The sequence below is a fragment of the Lysobacter sp. S4-A87 genome, from assembly GCF_022637455.1.
GTDB lineage: Bacteria > Pseudomonadota > Gammaproteobacteria > Xanthomonadales > Xanthomonadaceae > Lysobacter_J.
The window spans coordinates 852,903-875,091 of the sequence record NZ_CP093341.1; the positions used below are offsets into that span (position 1 = coordinate 852,903).

Consider the following 22,189-nt stretch of genomic DNA (forward strand, 5'->3'; position numbering starts at 1 on the left):
GTCGTCGGCCGGGCAGCCCCCGGCAAGGGTCAGCCGCGGGCGCTGCAGCCGTGGAACAGATCGAGCCCAGGGTCGTACTCAGGCGTACTCACCTGCATCAACCCGAGCACCGAGTGGAACAGGTTGTCCTGGCTCACCGGCGCGGTGCTCTCGCGCTTCATGCAGTCCTGGTCGATGCCGCGCGAGGCCGCCATGCCCGGCGACAGCCACATCACCATCGGCACGCGGGTCTGCGTGTCAGGCGCGATCGCGTACGGCACTCCGTGCAGGTACAGGCCGTTCTCGCCGAGCGACTCGCCGTGGTCGGACAGGTAGATCATGGCCGTGTCGCGCCCGCTCTGCTCTGCCAGCAGCCGGATCGTGCGCGCCAGGAAGGCGTCGGTGTGGAGCACGGCATTGTCGTAGGCATTGACGATCTCGTCGCGACTGCACTTGCCCAGCTCCGGCGTCTCGCAGGTCGGCGTGAACCGCCGCAGCGACGACGGGTAGCGCTTGTAGTAGCTGGGCCCGTGGTTGCCGAGCTGATGCAGCACGACCACCATGTCGCCCTGCCTGCGCGCCACCGCCTGGCTCAGGCCGTTGAGCATCACTTCGTCCATGCAGCCTTCGGCCGTGCATTCACCCGGATCGGTGGCGTGCTCGAACGACTCGAACGCCAGGCCTTCGCAAACGCCCTTGCAGCCAGTCTGGTTGTCGCGCCACAAGGTGCCGATGCCGGCGTGCTCGAGCACGTGCAGAAGCGACTGCGAGTGGTTGATCTTGTCCTTGTCGTAATGCGCGCGTCCGTACGGCGAGAACATGCACGGCACCGATACTTCGGTGGCCGAACCGCACGAGGTCATGTTGGGAAAATTGATCGGCGCGATGTGCCGCAGTTCCGGCGTCGTGTTGCGCGCATAGCCGTTCAGGCCCCAGTTCTGCGCACGCACGGTTTCGCCCACCACCAGCACCAGCAGGCGCGGCCTGGCATCGGTCGGACGACCATTGACTTTGGCACTCGTGCCGATGGGCGTGCGCGGGCGGTTGCGCCCGGCCTGGTCGTCGCGCATCACCCGCACCAGCGAAACCAGGTAGTTGCCAGGCGTGATCAGGTGCCGCACTTCGCGATGGTTGCGCATCAGCGCCGACAGGTCCTGGAACGATGCCAGCGCCGCGCCTGAGGCAACCACCACTGCGAGCACGATGCAGCCAACGCGCACCGCGATCGCGCGGCCGATCGGACGGCGACGCAAACGCACCCGCCACAGCAGCAGCGAGGGCAGGATGCCCAGCACGATCAGGCTCGGCACCATGCCCAGCGTGATCAGCTCACCCGACTCCTTGCCATCGGTATGCAGGATGTTGCGCAGCATGTCGGCGTCGAGATAGACCGTGTACTGGCTCATGAAATGCGATGCGGCGGCGGTGACCAGCAGCAGCACGGTCAGCACCGGCTTGGCCGTCCAGCGGTTGAGCAGCAGGCACAGCAGCAACATGTTCAGCGCGCCGATCATCACCACCAGGCTGGCGCCGGTTCCCAGCCCGCGCAGGCCATGCAGCGCGCCAAACGCGATTGCTTCACGGAAGAACGCCGTATTGCAGAACAGCGTGAAGAAGGCTGCCGCCACCAGCGCCAGCGTTTCCACCGAGAGCTCGGGGCCGACGGCCAGGAACTGGCGGAACTGCTGGGCAATGACCCCGAGGAACTGCGGCCGACTGCGGACTACCGAACTCATCGCGCCGCCCCTGTCGATACCGCGGGCGATCCCGCGGCCGGCAGCGTCGCCGCTTCGGTCACGGCCGGACGACGACGGAACCAAAGGAACACCGCCAGCGCGCTGCCCCAGCAGATCGCCAGCGTCCACAGGTCATGCGACAGGAAATGGGCGCCGCGCAGCTGCTGCGAGAACCCGAACGTGAGCCCGGCCACCGCGCCGACCGCCAGTCCCAGCCAGCGCAAGCGCGGACGCACTGACCACAGGAAGAAGTAGAGCGCCAGCCAGGCGTAGCCACCGCTGGCGTGTCCCGCCGGGAAGCAGGCGCCGCGCGACATGCCCAGTGGCCGCATCGCGAACAGGCCCACGTATTCGCGTGCCCCGCCGTAGCGCACCAGGTCCCACGGGCAGTCCATGTTCGACCAGGACTTCACCCATGCCACCAGCGCCGTCGAGACGGCCACGGACACCAGCAGGCAGGCCAGCGGCCGCCGCAGCGTCCCCCAGCCCGGACGGGTACGCGCGACGATCCACGCGGCCAGGACGGCAAGCCACGCCATCGTGCTGACATCGCGGCCGATGCGGTGGATGAGTTGCTCGGTGATGAAGTCGTGGCGTAACTGCCACTGCCCGCCCTGCCAGGCATACATCCGGTCAGCCAGCCATTGATCGCCACCCAGCACCGTCGACCACAGCACCAGCACCGCGAACGCGATCAGCGGGACCCAGGCATGGGCGAGATGGAAGCGCGAGCCGGGACCGCGGTTTCCCGGCAGCGGCCACCGGCGCGGCGCCAGCCACGAGGCCGAGCCACTGGCGGCGCTGGATTTCATCGAAGGAGAGTTGTTGTTCATGCTGCTGGATCGATCGGCGGACGCATTCCGGAGTCGGAACGGCGGCGATGATCCGCAGCGGGTTGTCGGAAAGCGGTAGGAGTGCCCGCCAGAATCTGCAATTGCGTATGCGTTCGTTCAGCGTCGCCGCGAATCCGACGCGATCAGGCCGGCGGCCGGAGCGGCCGCTGGATTCCCCTGCCCCGCCGGCACGGAGTATCGTCGGCCCGTTCCGACGGGTTTCCGACGGATGCCAGCGCAAGCTGTAGGGCTCGGTGCAAATGGCGCCCGTGCCTGCTGCAACAAAGGAAAGGGCGACTGCCTATGCGCGTACTGGTGGTGGAAGACAATCGCAATCTGGTCGCCAACCTCTTCGACTACTTCGAAGCGCGCGGCTACACCCTGGACGCGGCGCCCGACGGCCCGACCGGGCTGCACCTGGCGGTTACCCAGGACTTCGATGCGATCGTGCTGGACTGGATGCTGCCGCGCATGGACGGCCGCGAAGTGCTGAGCCGCCTGCGCGATGCCGGCCGCACCATGCCGGTGCTGATGCTGACCGCCCGCGACGAGCTTCCCGACAAGATCGCCGGCTTCCGCGCCGGCGCCGACGATTACCTGACCAAGCCCTTCGACCTGCCCGAGCTCGAAGTCCGGCTGGAGGCACTGGTGGCGCGCGCGAGCGGTCGTGGCCGCAGCCGCGTGCTGCAGGTAGGCGATTTGCGGCTGGACCTCACCACGCTCGATGTCACCCGCAACGGCCAGGCGCTGCACCTGTACCCGGCCTGCCGGAAGTTGCTGGAAGTGCTGATGCAGGCCAGCCCGGCCGCGGTCACGCGCGATCGACTCGAGCATGCGCTCTGGGGCGACGACCCACCCGACGGCGACATGCTCCGCTCGCATATCTACGAACTGCGCCGCAGCGTCGACGGGCGGTTCGACACCAAGCTCATCCAGACCCTTCCACGCGTGGGCTATCGCATCGCCGCCGCAGGCACGTCCCAGGCCATCCCGGGCACCAGCGCGGACACCGGCGCGGACAGCGGGCGATGAGCACGCCCCGTTCCGGCCTGCGCCGCCGCATCCTGCTGGGACTGCTCGGCTACGTGGTGGTGCTGACAGTCGCGGTGATCCTGCATGGCTTCCTCGTCAACGAGCACGCCGAGCAGCTGGTCTGGCAAAGCCTGCTCGACTCCGAGCTCGACCACATCCGCGAGCTCAGCAGCAAGGATCCCGATTACCGCTGGGTCGACACGTCCAACATCGCCCTCTTCGACGGCCGCAATCCTGCCGACATCCCGCCGGCACTGCGCACGCTGGAACCGGGCGTGCACGACGACGTGATGCTCGACGGCATCGAACGCGTCGTACTGGTCCGTCAAGTGGAAGGCCGGCCGATCATGCTGGCCCTGGACATCACCGACCTGGAGCAGCGCGAGTTCGACATGTCGCTGACCGTCATCGGATCGGCGGTGACCATGATCGTGCTGCTGGGCGTTGCCATTGCCTGGAGCGTCAATCGACTGGTGCGACCGCTCAGCAACGTCGCCAAGGACATCGCCCGCCTGCAACCGGACCAGGCCGGCCAGCGCATCGAAGTGCCGGAGACGGCCAGTGGCGAACTGGTCGTGATCGCCGATGCACTCAACGACTACCTGCAGCGCAACGACCGCTTCGTCGAACGCGAACGCACCTTCATCGACAGTGCCAGCCATGAGCTGCGCACGCCCATCGCGGTGATCGCCGGCGCCACCGAGATCGCCCTGCAACAGGCCGATGTCCCGGCCGGCACGCGTGGCCAGCTCAACCGCATCCAGCGCACGGCCCGTGACGTCGAACAACTGATCTCGCTGCTGCTGGTCCTGGCCAAGGACCCGGCGCGCCTGGCCCGCATCAGCGACCGCGTCGAGCTGGACCAGCTGCTGCCGGAAATCGTCGACGACCACCGGCACCTGACACAGGACAAGGACCTGGTGCTGACGGTGTCGGCACTGTGGCCCTGCGAAATCCTCGCACCGTTGCCGATCGTGCAGGCTGCCATCGGCAACCTGCTGCGAAATGCGATCGAACACAGCGACCGCGGCGAGATTTCTATCCGCCTGGAAGCACCGGCGACCGTGGTCATCGACGACCCGGGCCACGGCATGACGCCCGAGGAGATCAGCGAGATCTACGCCAAGGTCGCCCGCGGCGGCGGTGAGCGCCATGGCGGCGGCATTGGCCTGGACCTGATCTCGCGCCTGTGCGAGCACCTGGGCTGGAAGCTCGACATCGCATCCGATGCCGGGCACGGAACGACGACGACCCTGCGTTTCGTGGCCTGACCCGAACCGGCGCGGCGCCCCTCATGCCCCGTAGCCATGGTTTGTAGCCCGGGTAAGCGAAGCGCACCCGGGGCTCCCGGAAACGCAAAGAAAAAGCGGGCCGAAGCCCGCTTTCTCAGATTCCAGCGATGCAGCAGTGCGGCTTACTCAGCCGGCACGCCCTCGCCTTCCTCGACGGCCTTGATCGACAGGCGGATACGGCCCTGCTTGTCGACTTCCAGCACCTTGACCTTCACGACGTCGCCTTCCTTGAGCTTGTCGGAGACCTTCTCCACGCGCTCGCTGGAGATCTGCGAGACGTGCACAAGGCCGTCCTTGCCCGGCAGGATCGTCACGAACGCACCGAAGTCCATGATCTTGGCGACCTTGCCTTCGTAGATGCGGCCCGGCTCGACGTCGGAGGTGATCTGCTCGATGCGTGCCTTCGCAGCCTGGGCGGCGGCGGCATTGACCGAAGCGATGACGATGGTGCCGTCGTCCTGGATGTCGATCTGCGTACCGGTCTCCTTGGTGATGGCCTGGATGGTCGAGCCACCCTTGCCGATCACTTCGCGGATCTTGTCCGGGTGGATCTTCATCGTCAGCAGGCGCGGCGCGAACTCGCTCAGCTCACCGCGCGGCGTGGTGATGGCATTGGCCATCTCGCCGAGGATGTGCAGGCGGCCGGCCTTGGCCTGGGCCAGTGCGACCTTCATGATCTCTTCGGTGATGCCCTGGATCTTGATGTCCATCTGCAGCGCGGAGATACCTTCCGAGGTACCGGCCACCTTGAAGTCCATGTCGCCCAGGTGATCTTCGTCACCCAGGATGTCGCTCAGGACGACGAAGTTGTCGCCTTCCTTCACCAGGCCCATCGCGATGCCGGCGACCGGTGCCTTGATCGGCACGCCCGCGTCCATCAGCGCCAGCGAGGAACCGCAGACCGATGCCATCGACGAGGAACCGTTCGACTCGGTGATCTCCGAGACGACGCGGATGGTGTACGGGAACTCTTCCATCGTCGGCATGACGGCGAGCACGCCGCGCTTGGCGAGACGGCCGTGGCCGATTTCGCGACGCTTCGGGCCCATCATGCGGCCAGCTTCACCGACCGAGAACGGGGGGAAGTTGTAGTGGAACAGGAAGTGTTCCTTGTACTCGCCCGAGACGGCGTCGATGATCTGGCCGTCGCGCGCGGTACCGAGCGTGGCAATCACGATCGCCTGGGTCTCGCCGCGGGTGAACAGCGAGGAGCCGTGCGTACGCGGCAGCACGCTCACCTTCGAGGCGATCGGGCGGACGGTGTCGAGGGCGCGACCGTCGATGCGGACCTTGGTGCTGAGCACCGAGTTGCGCATGGTCTGGTACTCGAGCTCGCCGAATTCCTTCGACAGCTCACCCGTGCTCCAGCCATCGGCTTCGGCGCGGCCGGCCAGCGACTGCAGCACGTCCTTCTTGATCGCCGAGATGGCGTCGCGGCGCTGCAGCTTGTCGCGGACCTGGAAGGCCTGCTCGAGCTGGGTGCCGACGGCTTCCTTGAGCGCGCCGATCAGGGCGTCGTTCTTGGCCGGAGCCTTCCAGTCCCACGACTTGGTGCCGGCTTCGACGACCAGTTCGTTGATGATGTTGATGACCTTCTGCATCTCGCGATGACCGAACATCACCGCGCCCAGCATCACGTCTTCCGACAGCACCTTGGCTTCGGACTCGACCATCAGCACCGCGCTCGAGGTACCGGCGACGACGAGCTCCAGCTCGGAGTCGGCCAGCTCGGACACGGTCGGGTTCAGCAGGTACTGGCCGTTCTTGTAGCCGACCTTGGCAGCGCCGATGGGGCCGTCGAACGGCGCACCGGTCAGGGCCATGGCAGCCGAAGCGCCGATCAGTGCCGGGATGTCGCCGTCGATCTCCGGGTTCATCGACATCACGGTGGCGATGATCTGGACTTCGTTGCGGAAGTCTTCCGGGAACAGCGGACGGATCGGGCGGTCGATGAGGCGGGAGATCAGCGTCTCCTTCTCGGTCGCACGGCCCTCACGCTTGAAGAAGCCACCCGGGATGCGGCCACCAGCGTAGAACTTCTCCTGGTAGTCCACGGTCAGCGGGAAGAAGTCCTGGCCTTCGCGCGCGCTCTTGGCAGCCACGGCGGTGACCAGCAGTACGGTGTCGTCCATCTTCACGAGGACGGCGCCGCCGGCCTGGCGGGCGATCTCGCCGGTTTCCAGCGTTACCTGATGGTTGCCGTACTGAAAGGTCTTGGTGATTTTTGCCACGTTGGGTTCCTATCGTTTCGATGCGTTCCGGTCGAGGCCCCTGCCCCGCTCCGGTCGGCCGACGGTGCGGCCTGGGATTCTTGGTGGTTCAAAAACGCATGCAGGCCGAGGTGGCCTGCAGGAAAACTTCGAAGCTCAAAAACAAACCGCGGCGCATCGCTGCGCCGCGGTAGGTAGTGCGTTTAGCGACGCAGGCCGAGTTTCTCGATCAGTGCCTTGTAGCGCTCGTTGTCCTTGCGCTTGAGGTAGTCGAGCAGGCTGCGGCGGCGGTTGACCATCTGGAGCAGACCGCGGCGGCTGTGGTGGTCCTGCTTGTGGACCTTGAAGTGGCCGGTGAGCTGCTCGATGCGTGCGGTCAGCAGGGCGACCTGGACTTCCGGCGAACCGGTGTCGTTGGCGCCGCGCTTGTTGTCTTCAATAACTTTGCTGGTGTCGATGGACATCGTTGAATTGCCTCGTAGATGCGTGGCCTGCAGAAAGAGAATCGGTCGCGGGGATTCCGCGCCAACGCACCGCCTGGCCCGCCGTTTTCTGGAATGGTGCTGAAGGGAATGCTGAAGTGCTTGAAAAGCGGCGAAATTGTATCAGTCCGCCCCGGCGATTGCGACCTGAATTGTGACAACCGACAAGCCTCCGGCCATTCAGGCCGACGGCGCCACCGGCTGTTCAGGCTCGCGCGTCGCGGCGGCCGCCCAGCGGAACAGGCGCTGCGGCGAAAGCTTGCCGCCCTCGCGCTGGGCCAGGCCCAGGCAGCGGCCGGTGAGCGAGGTGACCGCGACCAGCCCGTCTTCGCCCGTCTCGCAGTCGATGGTCTGGCCGTGGCCGAACCGCAGTGCAGCCTCTGCGTCGATCGCGACCCGCGGGAAGGAGCTCAGGCCTGCCTCGATCGGCAACAGGCAGCCATCGAGCACGGCCTCGCCCTGGGCGGCGATGTCGCGCAATGTTTCAAGCGTGAACATGCGCGGCTGGCTGAACGGATCGACCCAGAGCCGGCGCAGGCTGGCGACATGGGCGCCGCAGCCCAGCGCTTCGCCGAGGTCACGGACCAGGCTGCGCACGTAGGTGCCGGAGCCGCATTCGACATGCAGGTGCAGGCGCACGCCGTCGGGCCCCTGCTCGCGGCCAAGCAGGTCGAAGCGGTGCACCACGACATCGCGCTCGGGTGCTTCGATGGCTTCACCCCTGCGCGCCTTGGCGTACAGCGGCTCGCCGCCCTGCTTGAGCGCGGAGTAAATCGGTGCCCGCTGGCGGATAGCACCACGCAGCGGTGCCAGTGCCGCCTCGATGGCGGCGTCGTCGAGTTCGGGGACAGGGCGTTGCAGCAGCGGCGCGCCGTCGGCGTCATCGCTGTCGGTGGTCAGGCCCAGCACCGCGGTGGTTTCGTAGGCCTTGCTCGATCCCAACAGCAGGCCGGCGATCTTGGTCGCCTCGCCGAAGCAGATCGGCAGCAGGCCGGTGGCCAGCGGGTCGAGGCTGCCGGTATGGCCGCCTTTTTCCGCGCGGAACAGGTGGCGCACCTGCTGCAGGGCCTGGTTCGAGCTCAGGCCCTGCGGCTTGTCCAGCAGGACGATGCCGTCGAGCGCACGGAACACGGTACGGGGCTTTTTTCTCATCAGGTCCGGAATCGTGCGGGTCGGCCACTGGAATGCGCGTACGTTCCCGCGGATGCGGGCCGGCTGCAACTGGGGGGACTGGTCCCTTCCCCCCGCTGGCGGGAGAAGGTGCCCGAAGGGCGGATGAGGGGAGGCTTTCGCGCTTGCCCTCACCCCAACCCCTCTCCCGCACGCGGCAGAGGGGCTCAAGGCATCTCAGGTCTCTGCGTCGTCATCCGCCGGCGTCGGGCCAGCCTCATCACGCAGCAGATTGTCGATGCGCTCGCCACGATCGACCGAGTCGTCGTAGTGGAAGTGCAGCTCTGGCACGTGCCGCATCTTCACCGCGCGGCCGAGCTGGTAGCGCAGCTGCGGCGCCAGTTCCTTGAGCGCCTTGACGGCCTCGAGGGAACGCTCCTGCTGCAGCGCGGTGACGAAGACCTTGGCATGGGCCAGGTCACGGGTGATTTCGACATCGGACACGCTGACCGACGGCAGGCCGTGCTCGCGCACGGCCTGGTGCACGATCGTGCCCAGCTCCCTTCGGAGCTGGGCGGAAACGCGATCGGTGCGATGGAACGACTTGGTAGGCATGGCGATTACAGCGTGCGCTGGACTTCGATGCGCTCGAAGCACTCGATCTGGTCGCCAGGCTTGACGTCGTTGTACGCCTTCACGCCGATGCCGCACTCGGTGCCGTTACGCACCTCGTCGACGTTCTCCTTGAAGCGGCGCAGCGATTCCAGCTCGCCCTCGAAGACCACGGCGTTGTCGCGAAGCACGCGGATCGGCTTGTGGCGCTTGACCACGCCCTCAACCACCATGCAGCCGGCAACGGCGCCGAACTTCGAGCTGCGGAACACGTCGCGGACCTCGGCGGTGCCGATGATCTCTTCGCGGATCTCGACGCCGAGGATGCCCGAGGCCACCTGCTTCACCTGGTCGATCACGTCATAGATGATCGAGAAGTAACGCAGGTCGACGCCGTAGGAGTCGATCACCTTGCGGGCCGAGGCATCGGCGCGCACGTTGAAGCCGATCACGGTGGCCTTGGCGGTGGCCGCGGCGTTGGCGTCGGACTCGGTGATGCCGCCCACGCCGGAGCTGATCACATTGATGCGGATCTGGTCGTTGGACAGCGCAATCAGCGACTGGCGCAGCGCCTCGACCGAACCCTGCACGTCGGCCTTGATGACCAGGTTGAGGCTCAGCTGGCCCTCGCCCTTGCCCATCTGCGCCATGATGTCTTCCATGCGGTTGCCAGCGGCGGCGACCAGGCGCGACTCGCGACGCTTGGCGTCACGCTGCTGGGCGACGTCCTTGGCAAGGCGCTCGTCCTCGACCACGACGAAGTCGTCGCCGGCATCGGGCACGCCCGACAGGCCGAGCACCTGCACCGGGATCGACGGACCCGCGGACGGGACCTGCGAACCGGTTTCGTCGAACAGCGCCCGCACGCGGCCGTACTGCACGCCGCAGACGAGGTAGTCGCCCTTCTTCAGTTCGCCCTGCTGGACCAGCACGGTCGCGACCGGGCCGCGGCCCTTGTCGAGAGACGATTCGATCACCACGCCGGTGGCGCGGCCGGTGGCGACTGCACGCAGTTCGAGCACTTCGGCCTGGATCGAGATCGCATCGAGCAGGTTGTCGACGCCCAGGCCGGTCTTGGCGGAAAGCTCGACCATCTGGGTTTCGCCACCGAAGTCCTCGGCGACGACGTCTTCGCTGAGCAGCTCGTTCTTGACCCGCAGCGGATCGGCGTCGGACTTGTCGATCTTGTTGATTGCCACGATCAGCGGCACGCCGGCCGCCTTGGCGTGCTGCACGGCTTCCTTGGTCTGCGGCATGACGCCGTCGTCGGCAGCCACGACCAGCACCACGATGTCGGTCAGCTTGGCGCCGCGTGCACGCATCGAGGTGAAGGCGGCGTGGCCCGGGGTGTCGAGGAAGCTGATGACGCCCTTGTCGGTTTCGACGTGGTAGGCACCGATGTGCTGGGTGATGCCGCCGGCTTCGCCGGAGGCGACCTTGGTGCGGCGGATGTAATCCAGCAGCGAGGTCTTGCCGTGGTCGACGTGACCCATGATGGTGACGACCGGGGGACGCGCGATCTTGTCGCCCTGCGTCTCTTCGACGTGGGCCAGCAGTGCGTCCTCGGCGGAACCAGCATCGGCCTTGACCACGTTGTGGCCGAGTTCCTCGGTCACCAGCGCGGCGGTGTCATGGTCGATCGACATGTTGATCGTCGCCATCACGCCCATCTTGAACAGCGCCTTGACCACGTCGCCGCCCTTGAGCGCCATCTTCTGCGCGAGGTCGGCAACGGTGATCGTCTCGCCGATGGCGACGTCGCGCACGATCGGCGCGGTGGGGCGGGTGAAGCCGCTACCGGACCGGCTCTGCTCGCTCTGACGGCGCTGCGGCTTGGACTTGCCACGCGCATTGGTGGTGCGACGCGCGCGGTCGGAGGCACTGAGGTGCATCTGGCCGGCGAAGCGGTTGGTGCGGTCGTCGTCTTCGACGCCGGCGACCATCGCGTGCGAGCCGCGGGTCTTGTGCGCCGGAGCGCCACGGGCAGGTTCGGCGGCCCGCGGTGCGGCCGGCTTGGCCGGCGGATGGCCGTGACCGTGCGTGCTCGGCGGCTTGCGGACGGCAGCCGGCGCATCCTCGTCGGCGACGAGGACGCTGGCGTCGGCGAGCTTCGCCTTCTGCTCTTCCTCGGCCTTCAGGCGCGCTGCTTCTTCCGCCTGGCGACGGGTCGCCTCGACCGCGTCGGCACGACGCTTGTCGTCGGCAGCCAGCTTCTCCTGCTCGGCAAGATTGCGCTGCTTGGATTCCTCCAGCTTGCGCAGGATCTCGGCGCGCTCGTCGCCTGGCGACTGGCCTTCGCTGGGCTTGACCAGCGTGACCTTCTTGCGCACGACCACGTCGACCGTGGTCTTGTTCTTGCCACCGCCCACAGTGATTTCCTGTTTGCGGCTGCGATTGAGGGTGATCTTCTTCGCAGCGTCGTCGCTGGCTTCGACCTTTTCGGTCTTGCCATGGGCGCGCTTGAGGAAGCCGAGCAGCTTGACTTTCTCGATACTGGTCACGACCTGGTCGGGGCCGCTGAAAGTCATGCCGGCCTCGGCCAGCTGCTCCAGCAACTTCTCGACCGGCGTGTTCACCAGTTCGGCCAGCTTGCGGATGGTGGTTTGCTGCGACATTCGGATTCCGTGTCCTCGTGGCGCGGGACGAGTCCCGCGCGTGTGGGCGTCATTCTAGACCTGCGGCACTGGGCCGGTCAGATAGACGCGGTATTCATTCAAACCAGTGCTTGCGCGCTTCCATGATCAGGGCGGCAGCACGGGCTTCGTCGATACCTTCGATATCGGTCAGCTCGTCAGTCGCCATGTCGGCCAGGTCATCACGGGTCACCACGCCACGCGCGGCAAGCGCGAAGGCGGTGGCCTCGTCCATTCCATCCAGCTCCAGCAGATCGGCTGCCGGCTGGTGCTCGTCGAGCTCTTCCTCGGCGGCCAGTGCTTCGTTGAGCAGCGCGTCGCGGGCACGCGAGCGCAGCTCTTCGACGATGTCCTCGTCGAAACCTTCGACGGCGAGCAGCTCGCCGACCGGGACGTAGGCGATTTCCTCGACCGTGCTGAAGCCTTCCGAGACCAGGATGCCGGCGATCTCTTCGTCGACCTCGAGCTTTTCCTGGAACAGCGACTTGGCGGCGGTCTGCTCGGCCTCGGACTTGGCGGTGACCTGGTCCTGGGTCATCACGTTGAGCTGCCAGCCCGACAGGCGGCTGGCCAGGCGCACGTTCTGGCCGCCCTTGCCGATTGCCTGCGCCAGACGGTCCTCGGCCACGGCCAGGTCCATCGAATGCTTTTCTTCATCGACGATGATCGACTGCACTTCGGCCGGCGCCATCGCGTTGATGACGAACTGGGCCGGGTTGTCGGACCACAGCACGATGTCGACACGCTCGCCGTTGAGCTCGTTGCTCACGGCCTGCACGCGCGAACCGCGCATGCCGATGCAGGCGCCGATCGGATCGGTGCGGTTGTCGTGGGCGAGCACGGCGATCTTGGCGCGGTCGCCCGGATCGCGTGCACAGGCCTTGATCGACACCAGGCCCTGGCCGACTTCCGGCACTTCCAGCTTGAACAGTTCGATCATGAATTCCGGGGCGGCGCGGCTGATGAACAGCTGCGGGCCGCGCGGCTCGCTGCGCACGTCGAACAGGTAACCTCGGACGCGGTCGCCGGTACGCAGGACGTCGCGCGGGATGCCCTTGTCCTTCGGAATGATCGCTTCGGCGTTGCCGCCGAGGTCGACGTAGATGTTGCCGCGCTCGACACGCTTGACCACGCCGGTGACCAGCTCGCCGACGCGATCCTTCCAGCCGTCGACAACCTGCTGGCGCTCGGCCTCGCGCACGCGCTGGACGATGACCTGCTTGGCGGCCTGGGCGGCGATGCGGCCGAACTCCGGGTTCTCGATCTGCTCTTCGATGTAGTCGCCGACCTCGACGCCCTCGACTTCGTCGATCGCGTCCATCATGCGGATCTGGCGGTCCGGCGACTCCATGACGACGTCGTCGGCGACGACCTCCATGCGGCGGAAGGTCTCGTAGCTGCCGTCCTTCTGGTCGATCGCGACGCGCACGAGCACGTCTTCGTCGTGATAGCGCTTCTTCGCGGCCGAAGCCAACGCGGCCTCGATGGCCTCGAAGATGACTTCACGCGGCACGCCCTTCTCGTTGGCGACTGCATCCACGACCAGCAACAGTTCCTTGCTCATCTCGTTACTCCGCACGTTGGCGCTGACGCGCCGCCGGCAATTGGGTGGTTACCTAGGTTGATTTACTTCTTGCCTTTCGCAGGGCGGCGCTTTGCGGGCGCACCCTGTGCAGACGTGTCTTTTCCGGGCTTGACCGGAGCGAAACCCAAGGCGGCCCAATCCGGGACCAGGCGCGCCTTGTCGATGTTGCCGACCGCGACCGCGAACTCGTTCGCGTCGACCGGGTCGATTTGGACACCATCGATGTGAAACACCACGGTGTCGCCATCAACGCGGGCAATCTTCCCGGTCAGGCGGCGACGGCCGTCCTGCGGCAGCTTCAGGCCAACCTTCGCGGTCTCGCCGATGAAGCGCTTGTAATGCTCGAGCGTGAACAGCGGCCGATCGATACCCGGCGACGACACTTCCAGCGTGTACATACCGCTGATCGGATCCTCGACGTCGAGCTGCGCGGACACCTCGCGGCTGACCGCCTCGCAATCCTCGATCGTGACCGAGCGCGGCTGCCCGTTCTCGTCCGTCTCCTGACCCGCGGGCACGTCGATGTACAGACGCAGCACCGCGCTGCCGGGAGCCGGCAGGTATTCGGCACCGAGCAACTCGACCCCCAGCGACTGGACGGTCGGGGTGAGCAGCCTGGCGATTTCGACAGCTTTATCAGACACGCGTACGACTCCCGCGATAAACGATCCAGGGACCGGCCAAACCACTGCCAGACGATCCAGGGACTGAATTGCATGCAACGTTTGACCCGGTCTTGCGAACAAGCACGTGCGATCCGGACTACGAACCACGAACCAAGCCACGAACAACGAAAAAGGGCCCTTGCGGGCCCCTTGTCCGTACAGCTGGATGTCGGCGTGGTCGCGCTGGGCGCGGCCACAAAGCCCGGCCTTTGGCCTTGGGACCGCCCGGATTCCGGGTGGTCCGAGGGCACGGGGCCCTGGCCGAAGCTGGTAGCGGGGGTTGGGCCAGCGTCCCGAAGGACCGGTCACCAAACCGCTAGGCCGCACATGATACCGGGTTGCCCCGGGATGGTGCAAACCCTCTTCGCGCCGCCGGCAGCGGGCCGCCCCGCCTGGGCGCCCTCCCCGGACGCTACTCATACGTCAGCGTGAATGTTAGGGCGGTATTGGCCGTTCCCCCGACCACCTGCCCTGCTGTCTGGTAATAGCGGGCACGCAGTGGGATTTCATGGGCACCCGCCCCGACGGCACCGGTGAACAGCTGGGAGACGGACAACGGGTGCGGACCGCTCCCGCTGCCGTTGAGCAGCTGCAGACCCACGCCCGAGGCAGTCGAACCGGCATCGAGCGCGACCACCGACTGTGCGTCGTTGATCACTGTTGTCAGCGGATCCACCCGATAGCGGATGCGGCTCAGGCCCGTTGAGCACGCCAGGGATATCGAGAAGGACACCGAGGCCCCGGAACTGCCGACGCCCGACAGCTCCGAGGACCGGTGCGAGCCCATCGGGACGGTCACGTCGGACGTCGTGCACGAGGGGGTGACCACGGTGATCGCACTGCTCAGCCGCACCGCCCAGATGTCCAGCAAGCCGTATCGGCGCCTGCCCAGCTCGCCGGCGGGGATGACCGTGCCCGCCGCGACCGGCCCGGTCTTGACCAGCACCAGGCGCTGCCCCGTTCCCGCCGTCGAACTGTGCGAACCGCTCAGCGAGCTGGTGCCGTAGCTGGCCTCGAAGATGTTCCGCCCCCGGAAGCTCCACTCCCAGGACAGCCCCGTGGTTCCGATCGGCATCCTCGTCTGGCCAACGGCCGGCGTGGCCCCCACGCTGTTGACCAATCCATATGGGTCACCGCTGCAGGTGATCGTGACGGTGCTTGGGTTGCCACGCGTGAGCGGCGCGACCTGGGTGCCGTTGGGCAAGTCCCTAGGCACCATGATCGTTGACGGGAAGGCATAGGCGGCCGTTGCGAAAGAGCCCGGAGTGGCCGTGCAGGCAGCCCGCGCAGGCGCGGGAGACAACACGATCGTCAGTACGACCATCACCAGGCCATGCGCGATGGCTCGTTGCATCTAGTCTTGCGGCCCGGGGGTACGGCGTCCATCGTCTTCCTGACGTGATCCTTGCATGTCAGCTTCAGCTCCGACCGCAATCAGGCAGGACCTTCCATGACGCCTGCCGCATCAGAACGATGGGAGCACGCGACGATATGCCCCGCCATGAGAACAGTCCGAAAGCCGCTGAGCAGAACTGCCCAAAACCGCCCGTCAGAACAGACGACCAGAAGCGGTTAACCAGAAGCGGTTGGGGAAAAACAAAAACGGCGACCTCGTTGCCGAGATCACCGTTTCGTTTACTTCCGCGAAATCCTGCGGAGCAGGCAGGACTTCAAATAGTGGTAGCGGGGGCAGGATTTGAACCTGCGACCTTCGGGTTATGAGCCCGACGAGCTGCCAGACTGCTCCACCCCGCACCAGAACGACAATGTTAACGTGTGGCGCGAAACTTCGCAAGCCCGATTCAGAGTTTTCTGTTCAGGGCCTGCGAAATCAACGTCCGATCAGCCTGCGAATGCGCGCTGGCACCACGCCATGATCGGGCTCCACGCCAGGCCCAGCGCGAGCAGCGCCAGTGCGTTGACGCCGAACACGATGCGCAGCGGACGATCGTTGGTGGGCATCATCGGCTCGCCTTCCGGTTCGTCGAAGTACATCACCTTGATGACGCGCAGGTAGTAGAACGCGCCGACCACGGCGAACACCACGCCGACCAGGGTCAGCCACAGCATGTCGCCCTGCAGTGCTGCACGCAGCACGGCGAGCTTGGACCAGAAGCCAAGGAACGGCGGCACACCGGCCAGCGAGGCCATCACGCACAGCACCAGGCCGGCCATCCACGGGCTGCGGGCGTTGAGACCCTTGTAGTCGTCGATGCGATCGGCTTCGAAGCCCTGACGCGACAGCACGACGATCGCGCCGAAGGCCGCGGCCGACATGATCGCGTAGCTGATCGCATAGAACAGCGCCGCGGCAAACCCTTCGCGACCACCACCGGCGAGGCCGACGAACAGGAAGCCCACGTGCGACACGGTCGAGTACGCCAGCAGCCGCTTGAGGTTGCTCTGCACCATCGCGCTGAGGTTGCCGATCGCCAGCGACAGCACCGCGATGCCGGCCAGCAGCAGGCGCCACTGGTCCTCGAACGGGGCCGCACCGACTTCGAGCAGGCGGTAGGTCATGCCGAACGCGGCCAGCTTGGGCGCCGAACCGATGAACAGCGTGATCGGGGTCGGCGCGCCGTGGTAGACGTCCGGCAGCCACATGTGGAACGGCGCGGCGCCGAACTTGAAGGCGATGCCCGCGACCACGAACACCACGCCGGTGATCAGCATCAGCGACGAACCGTCGGCGACCTTGGCCTGCGCCACGGTGGCGATCTGGTCGAGCTGCAGCGAGCCGGTGGCGCCGTAGATCAGCGACAGGCCGTACAGCAGCAGGCCCGAAGCGAGCGCGCCGAGGACGAAGTACTTGATTGCCGCTTCCGAGGCCAGCGGGCTGTCGCGGTCGATCGCGACCAGTGCATACGAGCACAGCGCCAGCATTTCCAGGCCGAGGTAGACCATCACCAGGCTGCCCGACGACACCAGGAACATCATGCCGGCGGTGGCGAACAGCATCAGCACCGACACCTCGCCCTTGTAAAGCTCGCGGGCGCGCAGGTACGGCCAGGTGTAGATCATCGCCAGGATCGAGACGATCCCGATCGTGATCTTCATGACATCGGCCGCCGTGTCGCGAACGAACATGCCGCTGAGGAAGGTGCCGTGCTCGCCGACACCGCAGGCGATCAGCGTCGTCGCGACCGCCAGCACGGCGATGGCGAAGACATGGCTGATGACGCGGCGGCGCTCGTCGATGAACAGGTCGAGCATCAGCAGCGCGAACGCGCCCAGGATCACCACCAGCTCCGGGAGCAGCGGCATCAGGTCGGCGGCGGTGCGTACAGGCATGATCATGCGCTACAACCTCAAAGCTTCGACGAGGCGATCTGCGTCGCCAGATTCGCAATCGCGGGTTCCATCAGGTCCGTCAGCGGTTTCGGCCACAGGCCCAGCACCAGCACGCCGGCGGCAAACACGCCCAGCACGAAGGCCTCGCGTGCATTGATGTCTTCAAGTTCCGCGACGTGGGCATTGCCGACCTCGCCCCAGATGGTGCGCTTGACCAGCCACAGCGTGTAGGCCGCACCGATGATGAGCGTGGTGGCCGCGACGAAACCGATCAGCGGGTGCTGCTGGAACGAGGCCAGGATCACCATGAACTCACCGACGAAGCCCGACGTGCCCGGCAGGCCCGAATTGGCCATCGCGAACAGCACGATGAAGGCGGCAAACCACGGCATCACGTTGGCGACGCCGCCGTAGTCCTTGATCATGCGCGTGTGCATGCGGTCGTAGAGCACGCCGACGCAGCTGAACATCGCGCCCGAGACGAAGCCGTGGCTGATCATCTGCACCATCGCTCCCTGCAGGCCCAGGCGAGCGCCTTCGGTGTTGCCGGCCTCGCGGACCAGGGCGAAGGCGATGAAGATGCCCAGGGTGACGAAGCCCATGTGCGAGACCGACGAATAGGCGATCAGCTTCTTCATGTCGTCCTGCGCCAGCGCGACCAAGCCGACGTAGACCACCGCGATCAGGCTCAGCGCGATCACCAGCCAGGCCCACTCGGCACCGGCATCGGGAACGATCGGCAGGACGAAGCGGATGAAACCGTAGCCGCCGATCTTCAGCATGATCGCTGCCAGGATCACCGAACCGGCGGTCGGCGCCTCGACGTGCGCATCCGGCAACCACGTGTGGACCGGGAACATCGGCACCTTGACCGCGAAGGCGATCAGGAAGCCGAAGAACAACCACATCTGCTCGGTCGCCGTCAGCGACAGCGAGTACATGTCCGACAGCTGCCAGCTTCCGCCCTTGAGGTACAGGTAGATCAGGCCCAGCAGCATGAACAGCGAGCCCAGGAACGTGTACAGGAAGAACTTGATCGAGGCGTACACGCGACGCGGGCCGCCCCAGACACCGATGATGATGAACATCGGGATCAGCATGCCTTCGAAGAAGACATAGAACAGCATCGAGTCCAGCGCCGAGAACACGCCGATCATCAGGCCTTCCAGGATCAGGAAGGCGGCGTAGTACTGGCTGACGCGCTTGTCGATGGAGGTCCAGGCGCCGACCATCGCCAGCAGCGTGGTCAGCGTGGTCAGGCCGATCAGCGCTGCCGAAATACCGTCCACGCCGAGGTGGTAGCGGATGTCGTAGGCCGGGATCCAGGCCTTGTTCTCGACGAACTGCATGACCGGCGTGGCCATGTCGAACGCAGTGAACATGGGGATGTTCACCGCCATCGTCACCAGCGCCACGGCGGTGGCGAACCAGCGTGCGGCACCGGCGCGCTCGTTGCCGAACGCGAGGGTGGCGAAGCCGCCAAGGATCGGCAGCCAGATCAGCAGGCTGAGCAGGAAGGAGGTGCTCTGCAAGGGCTCGGAGCTCACGTCGGGTCCTTGTCGGATTAGCGCCAATAGCGGATGAGGATGGCCAGGAGTGCAATCAGGCCGATGATCATCGCGAAGGCGTAGTGGTAGAGGTAACCGGACTGCATCCGGCGGGTCAGGCGTGCAACCAGGTCGACGACGCGGGCGCTGCCGTTCACGGCGGCACCGTCAATGACATAGGTGTCGACCGCGCGCGAGGCCTTGCCCAGACCGAGGCCGCCACCGGCGAAGCCGTCGATCCACAGGTTGTCCATGCCGTACTTGTTCTCAAGCACGCGCACCGGCCAGGCGAACAGCTTGCGGGCCTTGGCCGGCAGCTCCGGCTTCCACCAGTACATGACCGTGGCCAGGGCGAAGCCGGCGAAGGCCAGCCAGAACGCCGGCGCCATGAAGCCGTGCAACGCGAACGCGACCGGGCCGTGGAATTCTTCGGCCAGCTTGCCGATCACGTCGTGCGCTTCGGGCACGTCGATCGAGCCGAGGAAGAACGGCAGCTGCTTTTGATGACCCGTGACGTCCGTGCCGAACAGCATCGGGCCGACGCTGAAGAAGCCGATCAGGATCGACGGGATCGCCAGCAGGATCAGCGGCACCGTCACCACCCACGGCGACTCGTGCGGGGTGTGGGCATGGTCGTCGTGGCCGTGGCCATGGGCACCGTGGCCATGATCGTCGTGCTTGCCATGTCCGCCATGACCGTGCTCTTCGGCCAGCGCGGTCTCGTGCTCGGACGAATCCGCTTCCGGCGCGACGTAATGGTCGGGCACCGGATCGTGGAAGCGCTCCTTGCCGTGGAAGGTCAGGTACAGCAGGCGGAAGCTGTAGAACGCCGTCACGAACGCACCCAGCAGCACCGCCCAGTAGGCGTAGGTGGCGATCCAGTTGTGCGCTTCGTGGGCGTTGTGCGCGGCGGCCTCGATGATGGTGTCCTTCGAGTAGAAGCCGCTGAAGAACGGCGTGCCGACCAGGGCCAGCGTGCCGATCAGCATCGTCCAGTAGGTGATCGGCATGTACTTCTTCAGGCCACCCATGCGACGCATGTCCTGCTCGTGGTGCATGCCGATGATCACCGAGCCGGCACCGAGGAACAGCAGCGCCTTGAAGAAGGCGTGGGTCATCAGGTGGTAGACGCCGGCGCTGTACGCCGACACGCCCAGGGCAACGGTCATGTAGCCCAGCTGCGACAGGGTCGAGTACGCGACCACGCGCTTGATGTCGTTCTGGACGATGCCGATCAGGCCGGTCCAGAAAGCGGTCGTGGCGCCGATGAACAGCACGAAGTTCAGCGCCGTCTGCGAGTGCTCGAACAGCGGCGACATGCGGGCGACCATGAAGATGCCGGCGGTGACCATCGTCGCGGCGTGGATCAGTGCCGAAATGGGGGTCGGGCCTTCCATCGAGTCAGGCAGCCACACGTGCAGCGGCACCTGCGCCGACTTGCCCATCGCACCGATGAACAGGCACACGCAGATCAGCGTGAACATCGACCAGCCGGCCATGCCGGCGGTCCAGCCGGTCGCCGTCAGGGTCGGCCAGAAGTGCTGCATCTGCGCGCCGACGAAGCGCGGTGCGTTGGCGAACACTTCCGAGTAGTCGAGCGTGCCGAACATCATCAGCACGCCGGCGATGCCCAGCAGGAAGCCGAAGTCACCGACGCGGTTGACAAGGAACGCCTTGAGGTTGGCGAACACCGCGGTCGGGCGCTTGAACCAGAAGCCGATCAGCAGGTACGAAACCAGGCCCACCGCTTCCCAGCCGAAGAACAGCTGCAGGAAGTTGTTGCTCATCACGAGCATCAACATCGAGAAGGTGAACAGCGAGATATAGCTGAAGAAGCGCTGGTAGCCGTCGTCCTCGGCCATGTAGCCGATGGTGTAGATGTGCACCAGCAGCGAGACGAAGGTGACCACCACCATCATCATCGCGGTCAGCTTGTCGACCATGAAGCCGACGTGCGCCTCGAAGCCGCCGACCTGGAACCAGGTGTAGACGTTCTCGTTGAACGGCGCGGCACCCTGCCCGACCAGCTGCCACAGCACCTGGATCGACAGCAGGCAGCTCACGGCCACGCCGATGATCGTCACCCAGTGGGCGCCGGCACGGCCGACCTGGCGGCGGAACAGCCCGGCGATGATCGCGCCGAGCAGCGGCGCGAGGACGATCGCCAGCAGGACCGACTTGGAGAGTGCGTGCTCCACGATAACGTTGTCCACCGCGTCAGCCCTTCATCGAATCGATTTCGGCGACGTTGATCGTGCGCCGGTTGCGGAACAGCGTGACCAGGATGGCCAGGCCGATGGCGGCCTCGGCCGCGGCCACGGTCAGGATGAAGAACACGAACACCTGACCGGCCGGATCGGCCAGCTCGCGCGAGAACGCGACGAAGTTGATGTTCACCGCCAGCAGCAGCAGCTCCAGCGACATCAGCAACATGATCACGTTCTTGCGATTGAGGAAGATGCCGGCAACGCTGATGCAGAACAGTACCGCGCCGAGGGCGAGATAGTGGCCGAGCGCGAGGCCGGCGCCGAAGAATTCGCTCACGGCTTGCTCTCCTCTGCGGGTGCATCGACAGCGGCCGGCACCGGCCGCACCGCATCCATCTTGACCATGCGCAGGCGGTCGCCGGCACGCACGCGGGCCTGGGCCGACGGGCTCTGGTGCTTGGCACCGGGGCGACGGCGCAGGGTCAGCGTGACCGCCGCGATCACCGCCACGGTCAGGATCACCGCGGCCAGTTCGAACGGCAGCAGGAACTGGGTGAACAGGGCGCGCGCCAGCCAGGCGGTGTTGCCACCTGTCGTGACATCGGCGGTGAAAGCCGTGGCGACCTTGGCCTTGACCCCGATCAGGGTCAGCATCTCGACCAGCATCACCACCGCCACCACCAGGCCGACCGGCAGGTAGCGCACATAGCCCTCGCGCAGCGGGGCGACGTCGATGTCGAGCATCATCACCACGAACAGCAGCAGCACCATCACCGCGCCGACGTAGACCAGGATCAGGGCCACGCCGAGGAACTCGGCGCCGGCGATGATCCAGGTGCAGGCGACCGAGAAGAAGGTCAGCACCAGGAACAGCACGGCGTGCACCGGGTTGCGCACGCTGATGACGCCGACCGCGGCAGCGGTGGCTACCGCGGCGAATACGAAAAAGGAGATCTGGGCGAGATCCATGCTTCA

At 66.0% G+C, this 22,189-nt stretch carries 17 protein-coding genes and 1 tRNA gene; 2 read left to right on the forward strand and 16 right to left on the reverse strand.

Features of this window, described 5'->3' with window-relative positions:
* Positions 1-29: 29 nt before the first annotated feature.
* Both MNR01_RS03805 and MNR01_RS03810 read right to left on the reverse strand, forming a co-directional pair.
* Positions 30-1,715, reverse strand: coding sequence for a phosphoethanolamine--lipid A transferase (locus tag MNR01_RS03805; protein WP_241919654.1), 1,686 nt, complete (start codon positions 1,713-1,715; stop codon positions 30-32).
* Positions 1,712-2,548: a phosphatase PAP2 family protein gene (locus MNR01_RS03810; RefSeq protein WP_241919655.1), complete on the reverse strand. Its 837-nt coding sequence runs from the start codon at positions 2,546-2,548 to the stop codon at positions 1,712-1,714. The genes MNR01_RS03805 and MNR01_RS03810 overlap by 4 nt, the downstream gene beginning before the upstream one ends.
* Before the next feature lie 303 nt (positions 2,549-2,851).
* Between MNR01_RS03810 and MNR01_RS03815 the strand changes: the two genes are divergently transcribed.
* On the forward strand, positions 2,852-3,580 hold the full coding sequence (locus MNR01_RS03815; protein WP_241919656.1) for a response regulator transcription factor: 729 nt from the start codon (positions 2,852-2,854) through the stop codon (positions 3,578-3,580).
* The gene (locus MNR01_RS03820) at positions 3,577-4,851 is read left to right on the forward strand and encodes a HAMP domain-containing sensor histidine kinase (protein ID WP_241919657.1); all 1,275 of its coding nucleotides are present in this window, start codon (positions 3,577-3,579) and stop codon (positions 4,849-4,851) included. Before MNR01_RS03815 ends, MNR01_RS03820 begins: the two co-directional genes overlap by 4 nt.
* A gap of 143 nt (positions 4,852-4,994) precedes the next feature.
* Here the strand turns inward: MNR01_RS03820 and pnp are convergent, their stop codons facing one another.
* The 14 genes from pnp to MNR01_RS03890 form a co-directional block, all read right to left on the reverse strand.
* A complete protein-coding gene (gene pnp, locus MNR01_RS03825; protein ID WP_241919658.1) occupies positions 4,995-7,103 on the reverse strand; it encodes a polyribonucleotide nucleotidyltransferase in 2,109 nt (702 codons plus the stop codon).
* Positions 7,104-7,285: 182 nt separating this feature from the next.
* Positions 7,286-7,546, reverse strand: coding sequence for a 30S ribosomal protein S15 (gene rpsO / locus MNR01_RS03830; protein ID WP_115858221.1), 261 nt, complete (start codon positions 7,544-7,546; stop codon positions 7,286-7,288).
* Between the two features lie 198 nt (positions 7,547-7,744).
* Positions 7,745-8,716, reverse strand: a complete 972-nt coding sequence (gene truB, locus MNR01_RS03835; protein WP_241919659.1) for a tRNA pseudouridine(55) synthase TruB — start codon at positions 8,714-8,716, stop codon at positions 7,745-7,747.
* Positions 8,717-8,911: 195 nt separating this feature from the next.
* A complete protein-coding gene (rbfA, locus tag MNR01_RS03840) occupies positions 8,912-9,289 on the reverse strand; it encodes a 30S ribosome-binding factor RbfA (RefSeq protein ID WP_241919660.1) in 378 nt (125 codons plus the stop codon).
* Positions 9,290-9,294: 5 nt separating this feature from the next.
* Positions 9,295-11,901, reverse strand: a complete 2,607-nt coding sequence (infB, locus tag MNR01_RS03845) for a translation initiation factor IF-2 (protein ID WP_241919661.1) — start codon at positions 11,899-11,901, stop codon at positions 9,295-9,297.
* Positions 11,902-11,995: 94 nt separating this feature from the next.
* A complete protein-coding gene (nusA, locus tag MNR01_RS03850; protein WP_241919662.1) occupies positions 11,996-13,483 on the reverse strand; it encodes a transcription termination factor NusA in 1,488 nt (495 codons plus the stop codon).
* Between the two features lie 62 nt (positions 13,484-13,545).
* Positions 13,546-14,148, reverse strand: a complete 603-nt coding sequence (gene rimP, locus MNR01_RS03855; RefSeq protein WP_241920518.1) for a ribosome maturation factor RimP — start codon at positions 14,146-14,148, stop codon at positions 13,546-13,548.
* A gap of 433 nt (positions 14,149-14,581) precedes the next feature.
* On the reverse strand, positions 14,582-15,523 hold the full coding sequence (locus tag MNR01_RS03860; RefSeq protein ID WP_241919663.1) for a fimbrial protein: 942 nt from the start codon (positions 15,521-15,523) through the stop codon (positions 14,582-14,584).
* 324 nt (positions 15,524-15,847) lie between these two features.
* Positions 15,848-15,924, reverse strand: a tRNA-Met gene (locus tag MNR01_RS03865).
* An 87-nt stretch (positions 15,925-16,011) separates the two neighbouring features.
* Positions 16,012-17,466 (reverse strand): NADH-quinone oxidoreductase subunit NuoN, encoded by a 1,455-nt coding sequence (gene nuoN / locus MNR01_RS03870; protein ID WP_241919664.1) that lies wholly within the window; start codon positions 17,464-17,466, stop codon positions 16,012-16,014.
* 11 nt (positions 17,467-17,477) lie between these two features.
* Positions 17,478-18,974 (reverse strand): NADH-quinone oxidoreductase subunit M, encoded by a 1,497-nt coding sequence (locus tag MNR01_RS03875; protein ID WP_256451872.1) that lies wholly within the window; start codon positions 18,972-18,974, stop codon positions 17,478-17,480.
* Positions 18,975-19,024: 50 nt separating this feature from the next.
* On the reverse strand, positions 19,025-21,205 hold the full coding sequence (gene nuoL, locus MNR01_RS03880) for an NADH-quinone oxidoreductase subunit L (RefSeq protein ID WP_241919665.1): 2,181 nt from the start codon (positions 21,203-21,205) through the stop codon (positions 19,025-19,027).
* A 19-nt stretch (positions 21,206-21,224) separates the two neighbouring features.
* A complete protein-coding gene (gene nuoK, locus MNR01_RS03885) occupies positions 21,225-21,551 on the reverse strand; it encodes an NADH-quinone oxidoreductase subunit NuoK (protein WP_241919666.1) in 327 nt (108 codons plus the stop codon).
* Positions 21,548-22,183, reverse strand: a complete 636-nt coding sequence (locus tag MNR01_RS03890; protein ID WP_241919667.1) for an NADH-quinone oxidoreductase subunit J — start codon at positions 22,181-22,183, stop codon at positions 21,548-21,550. The genes nuoK and MNR01_RS03890 overlap by 4 nt, the downstream gene beginning before the upstream one ends.
* Between the last annotated feature and the right edge of the window lie 6 nt (positions 22,184-22,189).